The 18703-nt window shown below is 56.0% G+C and carries 17 protein-coding genes; 10 read left to right on the top strand and 7 right to left on the bottom strand.

Annotated elements, in window-relative coordinates:
• Positions 1–24 precede the first annotated feature (24 nt).
• Positions 25–1356, top strand: a complete 1332-nt coding sequence (locus tag ACYVHX_RS29435; protein ID WP_460675305.1) for a DEAD/DEAH box helicase — start codon at positions 25–27, stop codon at positions 1354–1356.
• 11 nt (positions 1357–1367) lie between these two features.
• A complete protein-coding gene (locus tag ACYVHX_RS29440) occupies positions 1368–2510 on the top strand; it encodes a DEAD/DEAH box helicase (RefSeq protein ID WP_460675306.1) in 1143 nt (380 codons plus the stop codon).
• Positions 2511–2596: 86 nt separating this feature from the next.
• On the opposite strand, the gene ACYVHX_RS29445 is transcribed toward ACYVHX_RS29440, so the two are convergent.
• Positions 2597–3088, bottom strand: coding sequence for a DinB family protein (locus ACYVHX_RS29445; protein ID WP_460675307.1), 492 nt, complete (start codon positions 3086–3088; stop codon positions 2597–2599).
• Between the two features lie 137 nt (positions 3089–3225).
• Here ACYVHX_RS29445 and ACYVHX_RS29450 point away from each other — a divergent pair, with 137 nt between their 5' ends.
• Positions 3226–3636: a hypothetical protein gene (locus ACYVHX_RS29450; RefSeq protein ID WP_460675308.1), complete on the top strand. Its 411-nt coding sequence runs from the start codon at positions 3226–3228 to the stop codon at positions 3634–3636.
• 182 nt (positions 3637–3818) lie between these two features.
• Here ACYVHX_RS29450 and ACYVHX_RS29455 read toward each other — a convergent pair whose 3' ends face one another.
• Positions 3819–5960 (bottom strand): hypothetical protein, encoded by a 2142-nt coding sequence (locus ACYVHX_RS29455; RefSeq protein ID WP_460675309.1) that lies wholly within the window; start codon positions 5958–5960, stop codon positions 3819–3821.
• A gap of 222 nt (positions 5961–6182) precedes the next feature.
• Between ACYVHX_RS29455 and tnpA the strand changes: the two genes are divergently transcribed.
• Positions 6183–6629: an IS200/IS605 family transposase gene (gene tnpA / locus ACYVHX_RS29460; protein WP_460675310.1), complete on the top strand. Its 447-nt coding sequence runs from the start codon at positions 6183–6185 to the stop codon at positions 6627–6629.
• A gap of 16 nt (positions 6630–6645) precedes the next feature.
• Entirely contained in the window at positions 6646–6897 is a 252-nt protein-coding gene (locus ACYVHX_RS29465; RefSeq protein ID WP_460675311.1) for a hypothetical protein, read from the top strand.
• Positions 6898–7201: 304 nt separating this feature from the next.
• Here ACYVHX_RS29465 and ACYVHX_RS29470 read toward each other — a convergent pair whose 3' ends face one another.
• On the bottom strand, positions 7202–8551 hold the full coding sequence (locus ACYVHX_RS29470) for a hypothetical protein (RefSeq protein WP_460675312.1): 1350 nt from the start codon (positions 8549–8551) through the stop codon (positions 7202–7204).
• 105 nt (positions 8552–8656) lie between these two features.
• Positions 8657–10075: an arylsulfatase gene (locus ACYVHX_RS29475; RefSeq protein ID WP_460675313.1), complete on the bottom strand. Its 1419-nt coding sequence runs from the start codon at positions 10073–10075 to the stop codon at positions 8657–8659.
• A 151-nt stretch (positions 10076–10226) separates the two neighbouring features.
• Here ACYVHX_RS29475 and ACYVHX_RS29480 point away from each other — a divergent pair, with 151 nt between their 5' ends.
• Positions 10227–10814 (top strand): sugar O-acetyltransferase, encoded by a 588-nt coding sequence (locus ACYVHX_RS29480; RefSeq protein ID WP_460675314.1) that lies wholly within the window; start codon positions 10227–10229, stop codon positions 10812–10814.
• Here the strand turns inward: ACYVHX_RS29480 and ACYVHX_RS29485 are convergent.
• Positions 10801–13509, bottom strand: coding sequence for a hypothetical protein (locus ACYVHX_RS29485; protein ID WP_460675315.1), 2709 nt, complete (start codon positions 13507–13509; stop codon positions 10801–10803). The two genes, ACYVHX_RS29480 and ACYVHX_RS29485, sit on opposite strands and share 14 nt — an antisense overlap.
• A 270-nt stretch (positions 13510–13779) precedes the next feature.
• Between ACYVHX_RS29485 and ACYVHX_RS29490 the strand changes: the two genes are divergently transcribed.
• Genes ACYVHX_RS29490 through ACYVHX_RS29500 form a run of 3 tightly spaced genes read left to right on the top strand, consistent with a single transcriptional unit; the run spans position 13780 to position 15632 of the window.
• Positions 13780–14301, top strand: a complete 522-nt coding sequence (locus ACYVHX_RS29490) for a hypothetical protein (RefSeq protein ID WP_460675316.1) — start codon at positions 13780–13782, stop codon at positions 14299–14301.
• Positions 14302–14304: 3 nt separating this feature from the next.
• Positions 14305–15144 (top strand): fimbrial biogenesis chaperone, encoded by an 840-nt coding sequence (locus tag ACYVHX_RS29495; RefSeq protein WP_460675317.1) that lies wholly within the window; start codon positions 14305–14307, stop codon positions 15142–15144.
• Positions 15141–15632 carry a hypothetical protein gene (locus ACYVHX_RS29500; RefSeq protein ID WP_460675318.1) on the top strand — a complete coding sequence of 164 codons (492 nt, stop codon included), beginning with the start codon at positions 15141–15143 and terminating at the stop codon, positions 15630–15632. The genes ACYVHX_RS29495 and ACYVHX_RS29500 overlap by 4 nt, the downstream gene beginning before the upstream one ends.
• A 34-nt stretch (positions 15633–15666) precedes the next feature.
• Here the strand turns inward: ACYVHX_RS29500 and ACYVHX_RS29505 are convergent, their stop codons facing one another.
• Positions 15667–16185: a hypothetical protein gene (locus ACYVHX_RS29505; protein WP_460675319.1), complete on the bottom strand. Its 519-nt coding sequence runs from the start codon at positions 16183–16185 to the stop codon at positions 15667–15669.
• A gap of 180 nt (positions 16186–16365) precedes the next feature.
• Here ACYVHX_RS29505 and ACYVHX_RS29510 point away from each other — a divergent pair, with 180 nt between their 5' ends.
• A complete protein-coding gene (locus ACYVHX_RS29510) occupies positions 16366–17628 on the top strand; it encodes a sensor histidine kinase (RefSeq protein WP_460675320.1) in 1263 nt (420 codons plus the stop codon).
• A 14-nt stretch (positions 17629–17642) separates the two neighbouring features.
• Here the strand turns inward: ACYVHX_RS29510 and ACYVHX_RS29515 are convergent, their stop codons facing one another.
• Complete coding sequence (locus tag ACYVHX_RS29515) at positions 17643–18644, bottom strand: chemotaxis protein CheB (protein ID WP_460675321.1); 1002 nt, start codon at positions 18642–18644, stop codon at positions 17643–17645.
• Positions 18645–18703: the final 59 nt, after the last annotated feature.

Consider the following 18703-nt stretch of genomic DNA (forward strand, 5'->3'; position numbering starts at 1 on the left):
AAACGACCTGCATTGTTTACGGATATGACTTTCGAGGATTTAAATCTAACCAAACCGCTCCTGAACGCCCTGACGGATTTGGGCTATACCCGGCCTACGCCCATCCAGCAGAAAGTATTTTCGGTGGTGATGTCGGGTAAGGACGTGTGCGGCATTGCCCAAACCGGCACCGGCAAGACGTTCGCCTATCTGCTGCCGTGTCTGCGGCAAATGCAATTTTCGAAAGAGCGGGTACCGCAGCTGCTGATTATCGTGCCGACGCGGGAGCTGGTGGTGCAGGTGGTGGAAGCCGTTCAGCAGTTGAGCACCTACCAAAGCCTGACGGCGGTGGGGCTGTACGGGGGCGTCAACATCAAACCGCAGCTTGCCGAAGTGGAGAAGGGCATGGACGTGCTGGTATCGACGCCCGGCCGGTTGATTGATCTGTCGATCAAGGGCTTGCTGAAAACCAAAAGCATCAAACGGCTGGTGATCGACGAGGTGGACGAAATGCTGAACCTCGGTTTTCGGTCGCAACTGGAAACCATTCTGGATCTGTTGCCGGCCAAACGCCAGAACCTGCTGTTTTCGGCTACGCTGACCGAGGAGGTGGAAACGCTGATTGAAACCTACTTCAACACGCCGGTGCGGGTGGAAGCCGCGCCCGTGGGCACTCCGCTGGAGAATATTCACCAGACCGCCTATGAGGTGCCGAATTTTTACACGAAAGTCAATCTGCTGCAACTGTTGCTGATGCGGGATGCTGACATGAACCGGGTGCTGGTGTTTGCCGCGACGAAGGAACTGGCGAATCAACTGTATGAGCAACTGCTGAAGGAGTTTCCCGACCAGGTGGGGCTGATTCACTCCAACAAGGAGCAGAATTTCCGCTTCAACGCCGTGCGGCAGTTTCAGGACGGAACGTTCCGGATTCTGATTGCCACCGACATCATTGCCCGCGGGCTGGACATTGCCGAGGTGTCGCACGTCGTGAATTTCGATTTGCCGGATGTGCCCGAAAACTACATTCACCGGATTGGCCGCACGGGCCGCGCCGACAAGAACGGCATGGCCATTGCGTTCATCACCGAAAAACAGCACGAACAGCAGAGCGCGATTCAAGCCCTGATGAAGTACCCGATTCCGGTGCTGCCGTTGCCCAAAGGGCTTGAGATTTCGGACGAGCTGATCGACGACGAAAAACCGAAGGTGAACATGAAAAATGCCGTCGAGAAGATTCACCTCAGTGAGACGTACGGCGGGGCTTTTCACGAAAAACTGGAAAAAAACAAGAAGGTGAACGTCCGGCGGGATCACGCCAAGGAAATGATGAAGAAATACGGCAAACCGATTAAGAAAACCCGGAAGAATAATTGATGGTAACAAGTATGTCTTTTTCCGCCCTCGGTTTATCCGAACCGCTCCTGAAAGCCATTGTGGCTCAGGAATACACCAATCCGTACCCCATTCAGCAGGAAGCCATTCCGGCGATTCTGAAAGGGCACGACATTCTGGGTATTGCCAAAACCGGGTCGGGGAAAACCGCCGGTTTTGCCCTGCCGATTCTGGAGCGGTTGCAGCGCCGAAAAACCGCCATCAACCGGAGCGTCAAAGCCCTGGTGCTGGTGCCAACCCGCGAACTGGCCGTTCAGGTGGCCGAGGTGTTTCAGGCATTTGGGGTGTATTTACCCCGAAAAATTAAAACGCTGGCCGTCTACGGCGGGGTGTCGATCAACCCGCAGATGATTGGCGTGCGCGACGCCGAGGTGCTGGTGGCCACTCCGGGGCGGTTGCTGGATCTGGTGGCTTCCAACGCCCTGCACCTGTGGGATGTGGACGTGCTGGTGCTCGACGAAGCCGACAAAATGCTCGAACTCGGTTTTGCCGACGAGATGAACCAGGTGTTTGAAATGCTGCCCAAAAAGCGGCAGACGCTGCTGTTTTCCGCGACCCTGAAAGATTCCCTGCAGGAAATCCGGGACCATTTGCTGCACAATCCGCTTAAGATCGAAATTGCCGAAGAACCGCAGAACCTGGATCAGATCAGACAAAGCGCCTACCGCATCGACACCGAACGCAAAGGGCCGTTGCTGCGGTATTTGATCAAAGAAAAGCCGATGAAGCAGGTGCTGGTGTTCGTCTCGTCCACCCGCACAGCCGACAACCTGGTGGTGAAACTCCGGAAGAACGGGATTCAGGCCGAAGCCATTCACGGCGACAAAAGCCAGGGCGCCCGCACCGAAACGCTGCGAAAATTTAAAACCGGCTCGCTGCCGGTGATGGTGGCGACGGACCTGATTTCGCGGGGAATTGACATTCAACTCCTGCCGTTCGTCGTGAACTACGAACTGCCCCGTTCGCCCAAAGATTACGTACACCGGATTGGTCGCACGGGCCGCGCCGAAGCCGATGGCGAAGCGATTTCCCTGATTACGCCCGACGACGAGCACCATTTCAAGATCATCCAGAAAAAAATGGGCAAGCGCGTGGAAATGATCGACACCGAAGACCTGAGCCTGAAAGGATTCTGAAAAGATAGGGGAGTAAAGACCAGGGAATAAAGAAGTTTCATCGGCTCTATTCGTAGTGGGTTGTCTTTACTCCCTGGTCTCAACGGTTATTGTTCATCCGCGCTGGGGCCGTAACTGCCCGGAATCGGAATGTTCAGCAGCCGCAGGTACACGCCCAGCTGGGCGCGGTGGTGAACAATCTGGCTGTACGAAATCCGGATCATTTCGCCCTTCGAGGTGTCACTGAAAATGGCATTGCCGTCGCGCAGCACCCAGCGCCCCTCCAGTTGGTCTTCGGTCGCTTCCGCCAGATGCGCTTTGCCGTCGGCCAGCGAGCGTTCAAAGTAGTCCATTAACTGGGTCGATGCGTTGATTTCGACGGGTTGGTAGGGCGTGGTGGCAAAGTCCAGTTCGTCGGTGGTCAGGGCCAGCGTCACCCACGACGGCAACTCGGCAATGTGCGTGGCCAGTGAGCGGACGGTCATGCTTTTCGGGTGTGGCTGCCAGTCGTACTGATCGTCGGGAACGCGGCTCAGCATCTTCCGGGTGGTATTGGCTTCCTGATCCATTTCCTTCAAAAGCATTTCGATCTGTGACATAGTGGTTGGAGTTTGTTTACGCTACAAAGTAAACGCGAGCAGGTGACAGCCCTATGTCAGTAGCTTTTCGCCGGAAAGCGATAAATTTGCCGTTGGTTAGGTTTAAAATTTGATGCGTGATGGAAACCGGGCGTACGGTGCTTTATGTCGTTCTTACCATTGTTATTTTGTACGGAATCCTTTGCTTTGTCGTGCACTACCTGGATTTTGGCTGGAAACTGGTAACCGGAACGTGGTTGCACGAAAGACTAAGGATTCTTAAAAAAATGCGGTCGGGTCTGTTTCACCGGTTTTTGATCTTTATGGTGCTGACCATCTTACTCTATGGCGGTCTGCGGCAATTTTTGGATTTTATCCCGAACGATTGGGGCCGGATCGACGAAGCCGGGAAAATGCACCCGTATAAATTGCCGATCACCAGTGTCCTGGCGGTGGTCATTGCCGGCATCAGCATGTACGGTTTTAGCGTGGCCAACACGCATTTTGAGGAGGAAGTGGCCCGGGAAGAACAACGACGCACGCAAGATCCCCCCAACCGGACCCTTTAAAATTGATACCCCAGCTGATGCCCCGGTTCGGGCAGGTTTGTACTGACGAGCCAGTGGGTGGCGGCCAGGGACGATTCCAGAAAAAACCGGTTCCGCTGGTAGACCAGTCCCATGGTAGGCCAGTCCCATGGTAGGCCAGTCCTAAGCCGAGTGACCGGACCGTTCCCGAATACGGTAGGTGATCACTGTTGCATCACCAGCCCATCGAAAGCGCCCAGCTTCCCGAGTTTGAACTCCACAAAACCGTCTTTCCAGGTGAACGGAACCGGTTTTTCGGTCACCATCGAAAACACTTTCGACGGCCTGGACGGAGCTTTGATGCGGAACTTCAGGTCAAAAACCGGCAGGGGTGCGAAGTAGGTGTTGCCGCTAAAACCGGTCAGGTTGACCAGGTGCAGAATCTGGCCGTCGGCGGTTTTCTTGTTCACATTGGCCGGAACGTTTCGAATGTATTCCTGCAAAATCACCTCGACGCGCTCCGGTGCGTTGGTTTTCAACATTCCCGTCGCTTCCGGGTATAGGTAGTCAATGGCGTCCAGCAGGATGTTTTTGTGCTGTTCGTAGCCGTGCATGTAGTACAGCCGGCCCAAATTGATGGGCAGAATGGCGGCTTTGCTCTTCGGGTGGTTTTTGACGCCCATTGCAAAATAACCGGTCGGATCGTGGCCACCAATGATTTCCGGTGGTCCGGGCCGGCCTTTCGCCAAGATGGGCAGAAACGTCTGGTCGGCGGCTTTCAGGTCGTAGAGGCCCAGGTTGAATTTCCAGAACAGCATTTTCTGCTTCTGAAACCGTTTGAAAACAGCCTTGTTCTCCGGATTCAGGTAAAAACCGGCGCCGTCGTGGTCTTTGTTCCCGATTTTAGCCCCGAACAGGTCCTGCAAGGTTTCCGGACTGTCGAACAGGCTGCGGTTGGTGGCAATCAGATTGGTGCCCTGCTGGCTGGCTTCTTTCAGCGTCCGGATGGCGTCGGCGCTCAGGTAGGTAATTTCCGGCAGAATCAGGAGCTTGTACGCTTTTACTTTTTCGGCCCGGCTGGCCAGTTGGGCGTCCTCGATGATGTCAAACGGAATGTGGGCTTCTTTCAGCATGAGCACGATACCCCGGTATTCCTGCATGGGCTCGCCACTCGGCCAGGCACCCGGCGCAACCACGGCGATTTTGGCGACAGATTTGTATTTTCCAAAGTACGGTTCGTGCTTTTTGTGGTGGGCATAAATCGTCTTAACCACCCCAAAGTTTCGTTCGTCCTCGTAGCCGCGCAGGTCGCCCATCAGGCTGATATCCAGGCCCGAACCGTTGGCGATGTTCTCGTACAACCGGATGCCGACTTCTTCCGGTTCCACGGCGTTGTAGCGCGACTGAAACGAAATCTGCTGAATGCTGGCGTTACTGATGACGTGATCGGGGAAGGAATTGACGGCATTGCCCACGTTGTCGGACGCCGTATACGGCCAGTACGGCAGGCTGGTGTTCGACTGCGATTCGTGCCGGATGATGTCCACGTATTTGTCCAGGTAGGTGCAGATGGCGATCTGGCGGTTTTTGGATTTGACCAGTTCGTGCAGCCGTTTCGACCAGTCTTCGACCGTTGCTTTCTTGAACGCCAGGTACTTCTGAAAAACCGGGTCGGCTTTGTTTTCCACGGTCGGCAGGGTCAGACCGTTGCTGAAATCGGCGAAGGCTTTTTTGTCGGATTCGTTCTGGTCGATGCCGTGGTATTTGCCCTCGTACGGGTTGTTGACCTGGTAGCCGGGCATGTTCAGGAAAATCCCGTCGATCGGAAAGTTGTCAATTACTTCTCCGATAATCCTGAACGCCCGGTCCTGCACGTAGGGCGCGTTGATCGACACGACGTACATGTCCGTGTTGATGATCCGTTCGCCCTTGGGCGAAATGTAACACCAGTCGGGGTGGGCTTTAAAAATACTTTCGTGCACCCGGCTGAAGTCGAACCGCACCACCACCCGAATGCCGTGCCGGTGGCATTTCCGAATCACCTCAGCCAGGGTGTTCGGTTTCATGTACGGGTTGGTGTAGTGAAAATCAAGCTGGGTGGGGTAGAAGGCCATGATGCCGCCCGCGTTGATCAGCAGCGTGTTGGCCGAGCAGTCGAGCAGATCCTGCAGCAGGGAGTCCGGATCGAGCGTCGCGGCTTCGTAGGCCGGCAGGTTGGTCTGGATGACGCGCAGGTTATTCGGTTTCCACCACGGAAGGTTGTCGGGCCAGGTGACGACGGCGGAGGGTGATACGGTTTTCTGGGCGAAACCGGCATAAAAGAAAAGCAAAAAACACAGGAAGGCTGGAAAAGGCGTTTTTCTCACGAGCAAAGGACACCGGTTGAACGACGGCCCCAAAAATAAGGAGAAACTCCTACACCCCAAAACCGGGGGTTTCACCCCCGGCGATCAATAGTCAACCCCTCTGGGGTTGCAAAGTCATATCCCAACGCCGAAGGTGTTGACGCTCGATAACCGGTGGTTAAACCCCCGGCCTGTGACCCGACGCCATCGCCAACGTCTCATCTACACACCAATCCTCCACCGATGGCTTACCGACAAATCTGCTACCAAATCGTTTTTGCCACCAAATACCGCAAACCGACCATCAACGAAGCCCACTGCACGGAGTTGTACCGGTACATCTGGGGCATCGTTGAAAACAAGAACTGCCGCTTGTTCCGCATCAACGGTATCGAAGACCATATTCACATCGTCTGCGACCTGCACCCGACCGTTGCCCTCGCCAGGCTGGTCAAAGATATCAAAGTTGGCAGTTCACTCTGGATGAAAGAAAGCGGTTTATTCCCCGATTTTGAAGGATGGGCCACTGGATACGGAGCCTTTACGTACTCGATTCGGGAGCGCGGTATGATCATCAATTACGTCAAAAAGCAGAAGGAACACCACCGGAAGACGGCTTTTGTGGAGGAATGCAAAGCCTTACTGACCGAACACGGTATCGCATACGATGAAAAATCCGTATTGTTGTGAAAACAATCCGTGATTCATGAAACTCACCTGGACGTTCTATTCCAAAACGCACCAGCCCATCACGCTGACGGTCATTTATGTGCTGGAACTGGACAAGCACCAACTGGAGCACGGCGGTTTTCTGGACAGCGAAACCAACCGGGCGTACGTGGATTGGGCCACTTTCAAACGCTTCGACGATCCGTCCATTCAGGTGAGAAAAGACGCCTTTGCGCGCTTAAAGCGAATCTCCAAGCAAGAAGCCGCAAGGCTCGAACCCGCTCCCTGATTTCGATTAGGTCCAAAGTCAAGTGCAGCGTTTGACCCGGTTTCTCCACCTGCTTTTGCCTGGTGCTCCCCACGTTTTTGTCGAGCCGCAATTTGGAACTTGGAATGAAATCCATTGGCTGTTTGGAAAAGGACGTAGCCGAAAAAACCGCCCTGGTTTCCGGTGGGCACGGCGGAAGAAATGGGCGAACTCGCCACCGGGCTGGGCCTCGGTCGTGACGGTCGCTTATCATCCGGTGGGTGACGGTTATCTGGCCCGCTAAAAAACGGGGCGGTTTTGCTGAAAAACCGCCCCGTTGGCTTCTTTAGTTGGTAACGTCCGGCATCCGGGTGACCGAGAAGTACCCTTCGATGACAGGCCCGATCATCGTTTTAGGAACGCCGATTTTCGCGTGACCGGTTGGCGAGATCGTAAATTTGCCGCTGACAGTTTCAGACGCTTTTCCGACTTTGGTGATGGTCAGCGCCCCTCCGCTGTTGACAAATCCTTCCTTTTCTTGATAGTACTGGGCCTCGTAATGGTTGTTCCCCTTGATGTCCTGCAGGGCGAAGGCCGTCGAATTTTTGACCTGGTTGACCATCGCCCAGCGGTAGGTTCCTGCCTCCCCCGTCCAAATGAGGGAAATACCAATTTCGTTGGCCGCATCAAAACCGCCGAGGGCAAACTCGCCTTTCTGCCGGACGACAAACGTGTCGTGAATGGTTTTCCAGGGACCACCGCCAATCCGGTAAACCAGCGCGTTCTTCGGGAACAGTTCGACGTTGCCCACAAACAGAATTTTGCCTTTTTTCGTGTTGAAGGCCACCGAAACGCCGACGCTGATGGGGTGAGGAATAAAAGCCGGGGCTTTGTAGAGGGCGCGCGACTGGTTCGGCTCCGGGAAAATTTCACCTTCTTCCACATCCGGATCTACGCTGTTCAACTCCCAACTGCCTTCTTTGACGTATTTAGGGTCCAGCGGCTGGCCTTCGTAGATGATCTTTACTTTTTCAGGAACCAGCGGAGCCAGCAGGTCGTCATCATTGATCAGGTGCGAAAATTCTTCGTACGAATCAATCCGGATGTATTGGATCAATTTAAACGGCTGTTCCTGTTTTTCCGAGAGCGTCACGGAACAGGGCAGCAAGCGGACGGCGGTGGCAATGCTCCAGTCGCTGAAATGGGTCGTGGCCACTTTGATGGTTTGCGTCGTTTCGTCCACGACGCGGCTCAGGGCCAGGTTCCAGAGTCCTTTCTCGTCCTGATACGCCAGCGTTAAGCCACTGGTGGTGCCGAGGGAATCCTTCAGCGCTGCGTAGGAAAACGCGATGGTAACCGGTTTGGCAAAGGCAATATCGTGGGGCAGCAGCCGGATACTTTTTCCGAGTCCCGCCGGACAGGTGCTTTCGACCGGTTGCACGCTAAGGACGGTTTCGGTCGTCAGCGCCCCCGCCGGAATGCTCAGCGTCAGGCCGATCTCCGGGTCTTTCCATTCGCCCCCGGCCGGACCGACGGTAAAGGTTTTCGGCGCGCCAAGGGGCGTTCCGGTGGGGAAGGGTTTGGCTGCTTCAACCGGCGGTTTTTCGGTGGGTTCAACCGGGTCGGGTTCGTGTTTACAGGAGGTTAGTGCGGCCAGAAAAGCCCAGCCCACCAGCAGGCAGTGTTTAACGTTCATCGTTGCTTCGTTTTTGTTGTTCGGTACAAAAATAGAAGCACCGCTGCGGACTGCGGGTACGGGAAACGGAGTAAAACCTACGCGAACCGGATTAGCCGGTACGGCTCACCGCCCTTCGCTGCCAAAGGGAAACAACGCCGACGCCACGCGCGACTGGTTCATCAGACGGCCCAGTTCGGCCGCTTTGGCCGGGTTTTGGGCGGCCTGGTTCGTGGTTTCCGCCGGGTCTTTGGCGAGGTCGTACAGTTCGACGGGCCCCGCCGGGTTTGTGGCCGCGTTCAGCCGGACGGCTTTCCAGTTGCCCTGCCGAATGGCCTGCTTGCCGCCCTGCTCGTGAAATTCCCAGTAAAGGTGATCGTGCTTTCGTTGCGTCCCTTTTCCGGTCAGGGCCGGCACAACCGAAATACCGTCAATGGCTGCGGGCGCTTTCGTGCCGGCCAGTTCGGCAAAGGTGGGCAGCAAATCCCAGAATGCGCCGATGTAATCATTTTGGGTGCCCGGTTTGATGGTTCCTGGCCAGCGGGCTACCATCGGCTCCCGGATGCCGCCTTCGTACAGGTCGCGTTTGAAGCCGCGAAAACCACCCCCGCTGTTGAAGAATTTCGGATCGGCGCCCCCTTCCTGGTGCGGACCGTTGTCGCTCGAAAAAATAATTAGGGTGTTCTGATCCAGCCCTTTGGCCTTCAGCGTTGCCAGAAGCTGGCCCACGTACCCATCCAGCCGCGTCACCATAGCCGCAAAGGTCGCGTGTGGAAATTCCTGCGATGCGTAGCCACCGTCTTTGGCGTCGGGGCCGTAATCGGCGCCTTTATACGGTTTTTCCGCAAATTTGCCTTGGTAATACTGGAAAATGCTGTCGTTCGGCACCAGCAGTTCGGCATGGGGCAGGATGTACGGCAGGAACAGAAAAAACGGTTTTTGCGAATCACTGGCGTTGACGAAATCCAGCGCCTGCTGCTGAATCAGATCGGGCGCGTACTGTTTCTGCTGCCTCAGGTTCTCATTTGCTTTCAAAACGATTTTTTCGCTGTTGTTCCAGAGGTGGTTGGGGTAGGAGCGGTGGGCCAGCGACTGGCAGTTGTAGCCGTAAAACCGGTCGAACCCCTGCTGATTCGGATCGCCCTCCGAGCCAACCGGTCCAAGTCCCCATTTGCCAAAAGCCGCCGTCGTGTAGCCCGCTTTCTGCAATACTTCACCCATCGTAATCACCGAATCGGCGATGGGTTGCTGGCCCTCCGGTTCGACGCTTTTGTTGCCCCGAATGTAGGTGTGTCCCGTATGCTTGCCGGTCATCAGCGCCGAGCGCGAGGGCGCACACACCGAGGTGCCCGCGTAAAATTGCGTAAACCGCATCCCTTCTGCCGCCAGCCGGTCAATGTTCGGGGTTTTGATCAGTTTCTGACCGTTCACGCCAATGTCGCCGTAGCCCAGGTCGTCGGCCAGAATAAAAATGATGTTGGGGCGCCGGGGCGCAGCGGTGGAGACGGTGAGAAGCAGGCAGAACGAAACGAGGAGCTTGGGCATGGTTCAGAATCACGTATTCAGGTACGAAGAAAGCGAATGGATCGGGAACTTGATGCCGCAGCCGCGAAAATTAGAAAACCGGAGTCTGCTTTTTCCGGTTGATACCCGTAAAACCAAGGCAAACCGCACGGCCACCAACCGGGAAAAGCGTATGAAAACCGAAAAAGAGAAAATGATCGCGGGCGAGCTGTACGACGCGCTGGATCAGCAATTAGCCGACGAACGCACCCGGACCCGGTTGTTGATTCAGGAACTGAATGCCTGTCCGGAAGATCAGCCCGACCAGCGGGCGCGTATTCTTGGGGAGCTGATGCCCGAAGCCGGGGAGGGATTGTGGTTGCAACCGCCTTTTTATTGTGATTACGGGTACAATATTCTGGCCGGCGAAAAAGTCTTTTTCAACTTCAATTGCGTGGTGCTCGATGTGACCACGGTGACCATCGGCAGCCGGACGCTGTTTGGTCCAAACGTGCAAATCTACACCGCCACTCACCCCACCGACTGGCAGGTGCGGGCTTCGGGCCTGGAGTTTGCCAAACCCATTGTGATTGGGGAAGACGTCTGGGTGGGCGGCAGCGCCGTCATCTGTCCGGGCGTCAGCATCGGCGCCCGGACCATCATCGGTGCGGGCAGCGTCGTGACGCGGGACATTCCGCCCGATGTTTTTGCCGCCGGAAACCCCTGCCGCGTCATTCGGCACCTGAACCCGGAAGAGCAAAACCGCCTTACTTCGCCGTAAACCGCTTGATTTCGACCGACCGCGTCGAGCCGTCAACGGCCAGATCGAAGGTGGGATGCTGGCCGCCCGGGCTGATCAGGAACGGGATCGTCTGCACCACGGTCTGGGGTTGCCGGGTGTAATCGCGGACCAGCAGGGTATACGAACCCGGAGCCAGGTGAAACGCAAAACCGCCATCGGGCTGCGGGGTGGTGGTCGTCACCGGCCGTTGATCGCGCAGGACTTCCAGGGTGAAACGGCTGAACTGGCAGGCTTGCGTATACACGTTGGTCTGGCACCGAAGCTGCCCACTGATCCGGAACGTGCGCTGCAGCGGAACCTGCCGGTTAACCGATCGCACCACCGTGATTTTGTCCCGGTATTGCACCGGATCACCCACCGCGCTGATGTTCACGGCCGAAACCGTGTAGGCACCGGGCGGCAGGTTGCGGTACAGAATGGTTCCTTTTGAATTGGTCAGGAGCGTGTTTTCGTTGACCGTCACCAGCAGGCTGTCAATCCAGGATTCGCCCGGATCTTTGCTGCCGTTGGCGTTGACATCTTCAAAAAAGCTCAGCCGGAGCTGCGCGCGTTTTTTGAGGCTGAGCTGACTGAATTGCCGGGTCAGTTCCAGACGGTACTGGCTGTAGGCCAGCTCGGATTGCTGGCTGTAGGGCGTTGCATTGCCTTCCACTTTAAGCCAGAAATCGGGCGTGATGTCAAACCGGACCCGCCCAACCGCCAGGCACCGCGAACCACTCGAAAGGGCATCATAGAGGTAGTTCAGGCCCACCGAACCCATAAACCGGCGGTTGAAAAGGCTAAAATCCACCATCGGTGTTACGGAGGCCATCTGAACGCGGTCCGGGCGGTCGGTTCGCAGATCGCTCAGGAAATAGGGCCCCTTCTGCCAGTAACCGAACAGGTGAAACGGCCCCATTGCCCAGTTGGACAGAATTCGCTGGCTCAACAGGCCCGCAGGGACCGTCGGGCGGCTCAGGTCGAAGAACGTTCCAATGTCGTAACTCAGATCGAAGTGCTGGCGGGTTCCGTCGCGGTATGCGACGGCCGGGGAGAGCCGGAACGCCTGGCCCCGCTGGCTAAACGGATTGGAGTAATCCGTCTGCGCGTGCCAGTAGGGGCGGATACTGGCCGAAAATTTTTCAAACCGCTGATCCAGCGTAAGCTCGGCGACGGTATTGCCAAACCGCAGCCGGTAGCGATCGACGGGGGAGGTAAACAGGACCTGATTGTAGCGAATGTGATTCAGCCGGGCGATCAGGGTCGTGGAGGGGGTGGGCTGCCAGACCGTCTGGGTTTGAACCAGCGTGGCCCCTTTTTGCAAACCGGCATAAACCGGGCTGCTGAGGTACGACCGGAAAATCCAGGCAAAACCCGGTTTTCGGAAGCTGTAATTCAGTTGTCCCGCCCAGCCCGTCACCCGGCCGCGATCCGGCGAACTGCGGGCGTATTCGACGCTCTGGCTGCCCAGCAGTTCGAGCCAGTGCCGTTCGGACTGGTGCAGCTGCACGGCCCCAAAGTTCAGAAAACCGGTCCGCTGGGTGGCCGAGTTGGTGAAGTAGCTGCTGCTGAGCGACCACGAACTGCCCGGCAGCGTTGCGATGGGGTGGTCGTAGCGCGCCGAATAGACCGTACCGGCCCAGGCGTTGGCTTCGGGGTTCAGCCAGTTCGGGTTGGTGTTGACGGCCCAGAACGTCCACTGGTGGGTGGTTTGATGGAGGTTCAGTTTCAGGCCCCGGCCCAGCAACGCCAGTTCGTGGTAATCGTACTGGCTGCCCAGCCGCAACTGCGCCCGGTTGGTGCGGATCGACAGGTGGGAGTTTTGCAGTTGCCGGAAACCGTCCGACACATAATCCAGATAATGCAGTTGAAAATCGACCTGCGCCCGGCCCACCGAATCCCGGCCAAAAATGCGGGCTTCGCGGGCCCACTGGTTGTTGCTTAATTTGGTCACCCCGGCACTAATACCGTACCCCTCCGACGACCGGGTGTCCAGGTCACGAAAGCGTTTGCTGGGCGTCGCCACCATTAATTTATACATCACATTGCCCAAAACCGAGCCCGCCGAATCCCGCAGCGTAACCGTAAGCTGATAGGGGGTGCTGGCCGACCAGTAGCGTTCGGGCGAAACCGGGATGGAAAGTAGGGTGTCCTGCCGGGGCGCCAGCGCCAGGCTGAGCGGAAAACGGCTCCGGTCGATGATTTCCGGAAACGAAGCGACCTCAATCGAGACGTTTTCCCGGCGGGTGCGGTGGTGGATAATTTGGAGCGGCAGCTGGGCGGGTTCGGTTCCCGAATAAAGCAGGATCGGTTCGTCCGGTGCGTGCAGCGCCAGAGCGGGCAGCCCTTTTTCTTCCACAATTACCTGAAACGATACTTCCTGAACGGGCTTGGTTCCGGTGCTGATTCGGAACCGGATTTCGTGGATGGGCGAGTCGGACTGGCGGTGAACAAAACCCTTCAGCGGAACCATCTGGACTTCGCCGGGGCTCAGCGCCAGTTCGCCCGGAATTTCGGATAAAAACCGGATGGCCGGGGCGCCTTCGTACGCCAGCTGGACTGATTGAACCTGGGAGCCACCGTTCCGGATTGTCAGACGGTTAGTGAACGTATTGCCAACATATATATTTAGTGATTTTTTCCATAGGTTCAGTTCCAGCGCCTGCGCCTGCGCGGTCGATAAGCTACTTACCAAGAGGTAAAAATAAAGCCCTATTCTATATATAGTACTCATCTAAATGTCAGTATACTAACCAATTAGTTACGGTAGGTTGCCCTTCTTTACTACAAAAGGAGTGCCAGAAGCAGTCGGCTTGTTCCAGAATAATTCCGTACAAATACTTATTACAACTATTTTAACCGGGATTGAGTATTTTTTAATTATCAGACAAAAATGGTCCGGTAATTGTATATACGTCGAATGTTGTTTTTACTTAATTCTCTCAAAGTTTAACTTGTAACTTGTATGAAAAACTCAGTAAAAAGTTTCCTGTCGATTGCCGTGCTGGTAATTGGAATGAGTGCGTTTGGTATGTCGTCGGCTTCGGCTCAGGCCAGCGGAAATGTGACCCTGACGGTGACGCTGGTGGATGTGCTGGCGCTGACCGTAAACAACAACAACGTCACCCTGACATTCGATTCGGCGGAAGATTATCAGGACGGCGTGAGCGACACCAAAACCGGGCAGTTGACCGTCACCAGCAACAAGGCGTATGATCTGAAGGTAAAGGCAAACACCGAACTGATCAACGGAGCCACCAGCATCCCGGTCAGTAATGTCATCGTGCAGGTTCAGAATGCGTCCGGCATGGGAACAACGCCCGCCAAGGGCCTGTCCACGGGCGATCAGACGATTGCGGCTGGCGCACCGGCGGCCATTCTGCGGAATGTGGATCTGAAATATTCCACGGCGGCCAACAACACGGCTTTTTTGCAGACTCAGGGCAGTTACTCGACGACGCTGGTTTACTCCATCGCGGGCCAATAAGGAATGGTCAATTTTAAGAATTTCCACCTGCCGGACTCAACGGTCCGCGTATGGGGCTTGATTCTGTGCCTGATCGGGTTAAGTACCCAATTCGGTCAGGCACAGACCGGGTTTCAGGTTTCGCCCGCCCGCCTGTTTTTTCAGCAGAAAGCCACGGCGGTGCAAACGGGCAAGATTCACCTGAGCAACCCCACCGAAAACCGCCTGGTTCTTCAGGCGTCCTGCGCCGACTGGCGCCGGGATTCCACCGGTACGAAAGTGTATTCAACGCCGGGTTCGCTGCCGGGTTCGTGTTGCTCCCGCATCCAGGTGACGCCAAGCGTAATTGAACTGGCTCCCGGCGAAGAAAAAGATGTGCTGGTAACCATTGCGGCCGAGTCGCAGCCGGGCAACGGCACGATCCGAAACGCCATGCTGTTTCTGACGCAGAACAACGAACAGGAACTGGCCCGGGCCAAAGGGAACGTCTCGCAACTGATTATCAAAATCCAGATTGGCGTCCACACTTATTTGCTGCCCGACGGCAGCGCGCATCCGGACATCGACATTACGGCGATGAATGTGCTCAAACCGGCGCAGCAGTATCAGGTTGCCGTTCAGGTTCAGAACAAGGGAAATGCCCTGCTCGAAAGCCTGTTGCGGCTGGAATACCTGAACCTGGAAACCATGGAGGAGGTAAAAGCCGAACCGATTGCGGTGAACACCATGCCGAAGGACCGGTTTCGGGTGATGGCCGACGTACCACCCACGCTGTCGGCGGGAAAATACCTGATTGTGGCGGTTCTGGACAGCGGTCCGGGGCAATCGCTGAAAGTAGCCGAACTGGAAACCGTCCTGAAATGAAACCGCTCCGTTCTGTTTTTGTGCTCATTGTTCTGTGGCTGGGCGGTTTTTCCGCCTGGGCCGAAACGGGTCCGCAGAGTAAAAACCGCTCGGCACCGGAATTTCTGGGCATCACCGTTCTGGCCAATCCGGCGCTGAGCCTGACTACCGCCAGTCATTACGCCAATGGCGTTTCGGTGGAGCATGCCACCATTCGAATGGCGGTGGCCATCGGCCTGGTCTGGACGCTCCAGATTCGGGCGACGGACGATCTGCGGTACCTGACCAATTCAATTCCGGCGTCGGCCATTGGTGTTCAGTCGGTGAATCTGACGCCCCGCCCGGAGGTTTTTTTAACCACCACCAATCAAACGCTGGCCGGTGGGCTGGCGGTGATCGGTCTGAATCAGGCCATGGTAATTCGCTACCGGGCCGTGGGCGGAACGCCTTTTCTGAAACCCGCCGGTAGTTACACCACCACCCTGGTCCTGACCTATACCGGTCTTTGATGGCCGCCTTGCCAAAACCGGCCGGATTTGGCCCTCAATTTTCCATCACCTTCAGCCGTTCCACCACTTTTTGCCGGGCGGTTTCGAGGGAACTCACCTGCTTTTTGTACGATTTCAGCGCGTCCTTGTAAAAAAGCAATTGCTGTTTTTTGGCAATTGCTTTTTTCAGGAACAAAGCCGTCATTTTTTTATGCAGCCGCAAAATGGCTTTGATGGACAGGTTGATCTGCCGGTCGTAATAGATCAGCAGACGGCGGTTCCAGTTGATAAACCGCTGCCGGTCCAGGGTTTTCGTCGGAATCGACTGGTAGGCCAGAATGTGTTCCCACTGGTTCTGCAATTGCTGAACATCGCCACTGATGGGTTGTCCATCGAACACGTCAACCGGCAGCTCCGTGCGGCAGTTCTGATCGATGAGGGCGACCTGTTTTACTTCCAGCCCATCCGCAATGTAGCTGGACACCAGCTCGTAAGCGTCCAGCTCGTCGGAAACCGGGCAGGTGAAGTTGATCCAGTTGATCCCTTTGAAAATGCCGTTTAAAATGAGAAACATACGTGTTGATTCAAGTAGTCGACCTGCGGGTAGAAGAGGTAGACTCCTCTTTTGTTCGAATCCGGTGGGTCTCCCCGTAAAAAGTTAGTAAAAAGCCGGTTTTTCCTGGCTTACTGATTAGAACCATTGCGGCTATACGCAGTTATGCATGTCAGTAAGTACTTCACTTTCGTGAATTCTATGAATACGGCTAATGCTTCTCCGCTCTCGTCCCTGGCCCTGTATCTGGCCGCCCGGCGCGATGCCCTCCTGAATATCTGGCGCACCACCTGCGAAGGTGATCCGGCCTGTAATGCGGTTGCCAACCTGAATCGGGAGGAGTTTAACAACAAGGTGCCGGTCATGCTCAACGAATTCGATCACCAGCTGCGGCACCAGCCCCTGACGATGGACATCAAGCTGCTGGCGTCGGAACACGGACTGCATCGCTGGCAGAAGGGGTACGTGTTGTCGGAACTCCTGGCCGAAGTGCATCACATGAACCGTATTTTGCTGGATGAATTCCGGCAGTTCTGGCAGCTTTATCCTCCGGCGGACCCTGCGCTGATGATTGAAGCCTACGAATACCTGGCCCAGTTTACGAATTTGAGCGTCAACGGAAGCGTCGAGCAATTTGCGGATTTACAGCGCACGACGGCCAGCACCCGCGTTCAAACCTTGCAGAACGCCCTCGATGAACTGAACGAGCTGACCCGCCAGCGGGGTGATATGCTGCGAACAGCCTCGCACGATCTGCGCGGAAGTTTTGGCATTATTCACGGAGCGGCTTCTTTTTTGAACCTGGTGGATGCCGACGAAACCGAGCGCAAACAGATGGTGGAGATGCTCAACCGCAACCTGACCACCGTGCGGCAGATGGTGGTGCAACTCATGGACCTGGCCCGGCTGGAAGCGGGGCAGGAAACGCTGAGCATTCAGACGTTTGACGCCGGTAAGCTGTTGCGCGACCTCGTGGAAAGTTACCAGCCGCTGGCGAAAGAAGCCGGCTTGCTGTTGCGCGCCGACGGCCCCTCGGATCTGCTGGTGGAGAGTGACCCGCTGCAGTTGCAGCGAATCCTGCAAAACCTGGTGCTGAACGCGTTGAAGCAAACCGCAGCGGGCTGGGTATCCGTGTCGTGGGCGCGCGAGAACGACTACCGCTGGATTGTCAGCGTGCAGGATTCCGGACCCGGTTTGCCCAACCAGTCCGCCAGTTCGTATTCCCAGACGTTAGCGCCTACGGCCGAATCTTCGGCGGCTTTCGGGGTGGAAACGTCCGAAGAAAACGCCCGGGAAGCGGACGTGGTCCGGGCTTCCCAATCGCCCTTCCGCCAGAGCGAAGGCATTGGTTTGTCCATCGTCAAAGGCTTGTGCGAGCTGCTGCGGGCCACGCTGGAAATCGAAACCAAAACCGGGGAGGGAACGCTGTTTCGCATTCGACTGGCCACCCACTGGAAACTATAAAGGCGGTTTTTGCGTCAGGTGAGGGGCTGTTGCTGAAAAATAAAATTCCGCAGCACATTGGACCGCTCCCGGGTTTCTTCGGCTTTGGCAAAATACTGTTCCGCTGCGGTGTGGTTGTCGCCCTCGGCCATCACTTTCGCCGACTGATCCAGCAGAATCACGGTTTCTTCCAGGCTCTTGACGGATTTCCACAAGTTATCCTCAACGTTTTTGGTTACTTCCGACAGGAGCGAATGGGCCGTAAAGGCGTGTCCCGTATGGCAGCGAAACCGGATTATTTTCCCTTCCTTGATGCTGACCAGACTCCCGTTGCACTCCGGACAGGTCAGGTGGGTCAGCTCGCCCATTTCCAGCACACCCAGATTGAAGGCATTGTCCTGAGCCGCAATGTTGATTTCCAGCTCCAGCCGTTCTGTTTCGGTTTCTTCGAGGGTGGCCAGTTCGGGAGCGGTTTGCTGAACCAGTTCCTGGAGCAGGGCGGGCATTTCGGCGACCGAAAGACTGTAATCGACCGCGACGTATTCCAGCACACTGCGGGGCATACTCGAAAACATGGCTTCTTCGGGCGTTTGAATGATGCACAGGCCGTTCATGCGGTTGATCGACCAAAGGCCCGACGTACCATCGTCGAGCAGGCCGGTCAGAACGATCCCGATTACCCGCGAACCGTAGCGATAGGCGGCTGAACGAAACAGCGCGTCAATGGACGGACGAAACCGGTTTTCTTTCGGCCCTCTTTTCACGATGATCTGATCGTACTCGATCAGCAGGTGGTGGTCGGGCGGGGCCACGTAAATCTGGCCGGGCTGCACCATCTCGCCATCTTCCGGATGCCGGGCCAGCATCGGACCGGCGTGCGTCAGAATGGAGGGCAGCAGGCTCGGCGAGTGGGGCGAAACGTGCTGAACAATGAAAATGGAAGCTGGGAAATCGGCAGGAAAACCGGCGACCAGTTCTTTCAGGGCATAAATGCCACCCGCTGAAGCGCCGATGACTACAATATCCCGCTTTGGCATACATTTAAGAGAAGAAGGTTGATAAAACTGCTTGATAAATTAACCGTTCAGCGGGTTCG

The organism is Larkinella ripae (genome assembly GCF_054780775.1).

Excerpts from the sequence above, each read along its gene's own strand:
- ACYVHX_RS29435 (WP_460675305.1), top strand. The coding sequence starts at position 25 with ATGACTTTCGAGGATTTAAATCTAACCAAACCGCTCCTGAACGCCCTG.
- ACYVHX_RS29440 (WP_460675306.1), top strand. The coding sequence starts at position 1,368 with ATGTCTTTTTCCGCCCTCGGTTTATCCGAACCGCTCCTGAAAGCCATT.
- ACYVHX_RS29445 (WP_460675307.1), bottom strand. The coding sequence starts at position 3,088 with ATGTCACAGATCGAAATGCTTTTGAAGGAAATGGATCAGGAAGCCAAT.
- tnpA (WP_460675310.1), top strand. The coding sequence starts at position 6,183 with ATGGCTTACCGACAAATCTGCTACCAAATCGTTTTTGCCACCAAATAC.
- ACYVHX_RS29465 (WP_460675311.1), top strand. The coding sequence starts at position 6,646 with ATGAAACTCACCTGGACGTTCTATTCCAAAACGCACCAGCCCATCACG.
- ACYVHX_RS29470 (WP_460675312.1), bottom strand. The coding sequence starts at position 8,551 with ATGAACGTTAAACACTGCCTGCTGGTGGGCTGGGCTTTTCTGGCCGCA.
- ACYVHX_RS29475 (WP_460675313.1), bottom strand. The coding sequence starts at position 10,075 with ATGCCCAAGCTCCTCGTTTCGTTCTGCCTGCTTCTCACCGTCTCCACC.
- ACYVHX_RS29480 (WP_460675314.1), top strand. The coding sequence starts at position 10,227 with ATGAAAACCGAAAAAGAGAAAATGATCGCGGGCGAGCTGTACGACGCG.
- ACYVHX_RS29490 (WP_460675316.1), top strand. The coding sequence starts at position 13,780 with ATGAAAAACTCAGTAAAAAGTTTCCTGTCGATTGCCGTGCTGGTAATT.
- ACYVHX_RS29495 (WP_460675317.1), top strand. The coding sequence starts at position 14,305 with ATGGTCAATTTTAAGAATTTCCACCTGCCGGACTCAACGGTCCGCGTA.
- ACYVHX_RS29500 (WP_460675318.1), top strand. The coding sequence starts at position 15,141 with ATGAAACCGCTCCGTTCTGTTTTTGTGCTCATTGTTCTGTGGCTGGGC.
- ACYVHX_RS29505 (WP_460675319.1), bottom strand. The coding sequence starts at position 16,185 with ATGTTTCTCATTTTAAACGGCATTTTCAAAGGGATCAACTGGATCAAC.
- ACYVHX_RS29510 (WP_460675320.1), top strand. The coding sequence starts at position 16,366 with ATGAATACGGCTAATGCTTCTCCGCTCTCGTCCCTGGCCCTGTATCTG.
- ACYVHX_RS29515 (WP_460675321.1), bottom strand. The coding sequence starts at position 18,644 with ATGCCAAAGCGGGATATTGTAGTCATCGGCGCTTCAGCGGGTGGCATT.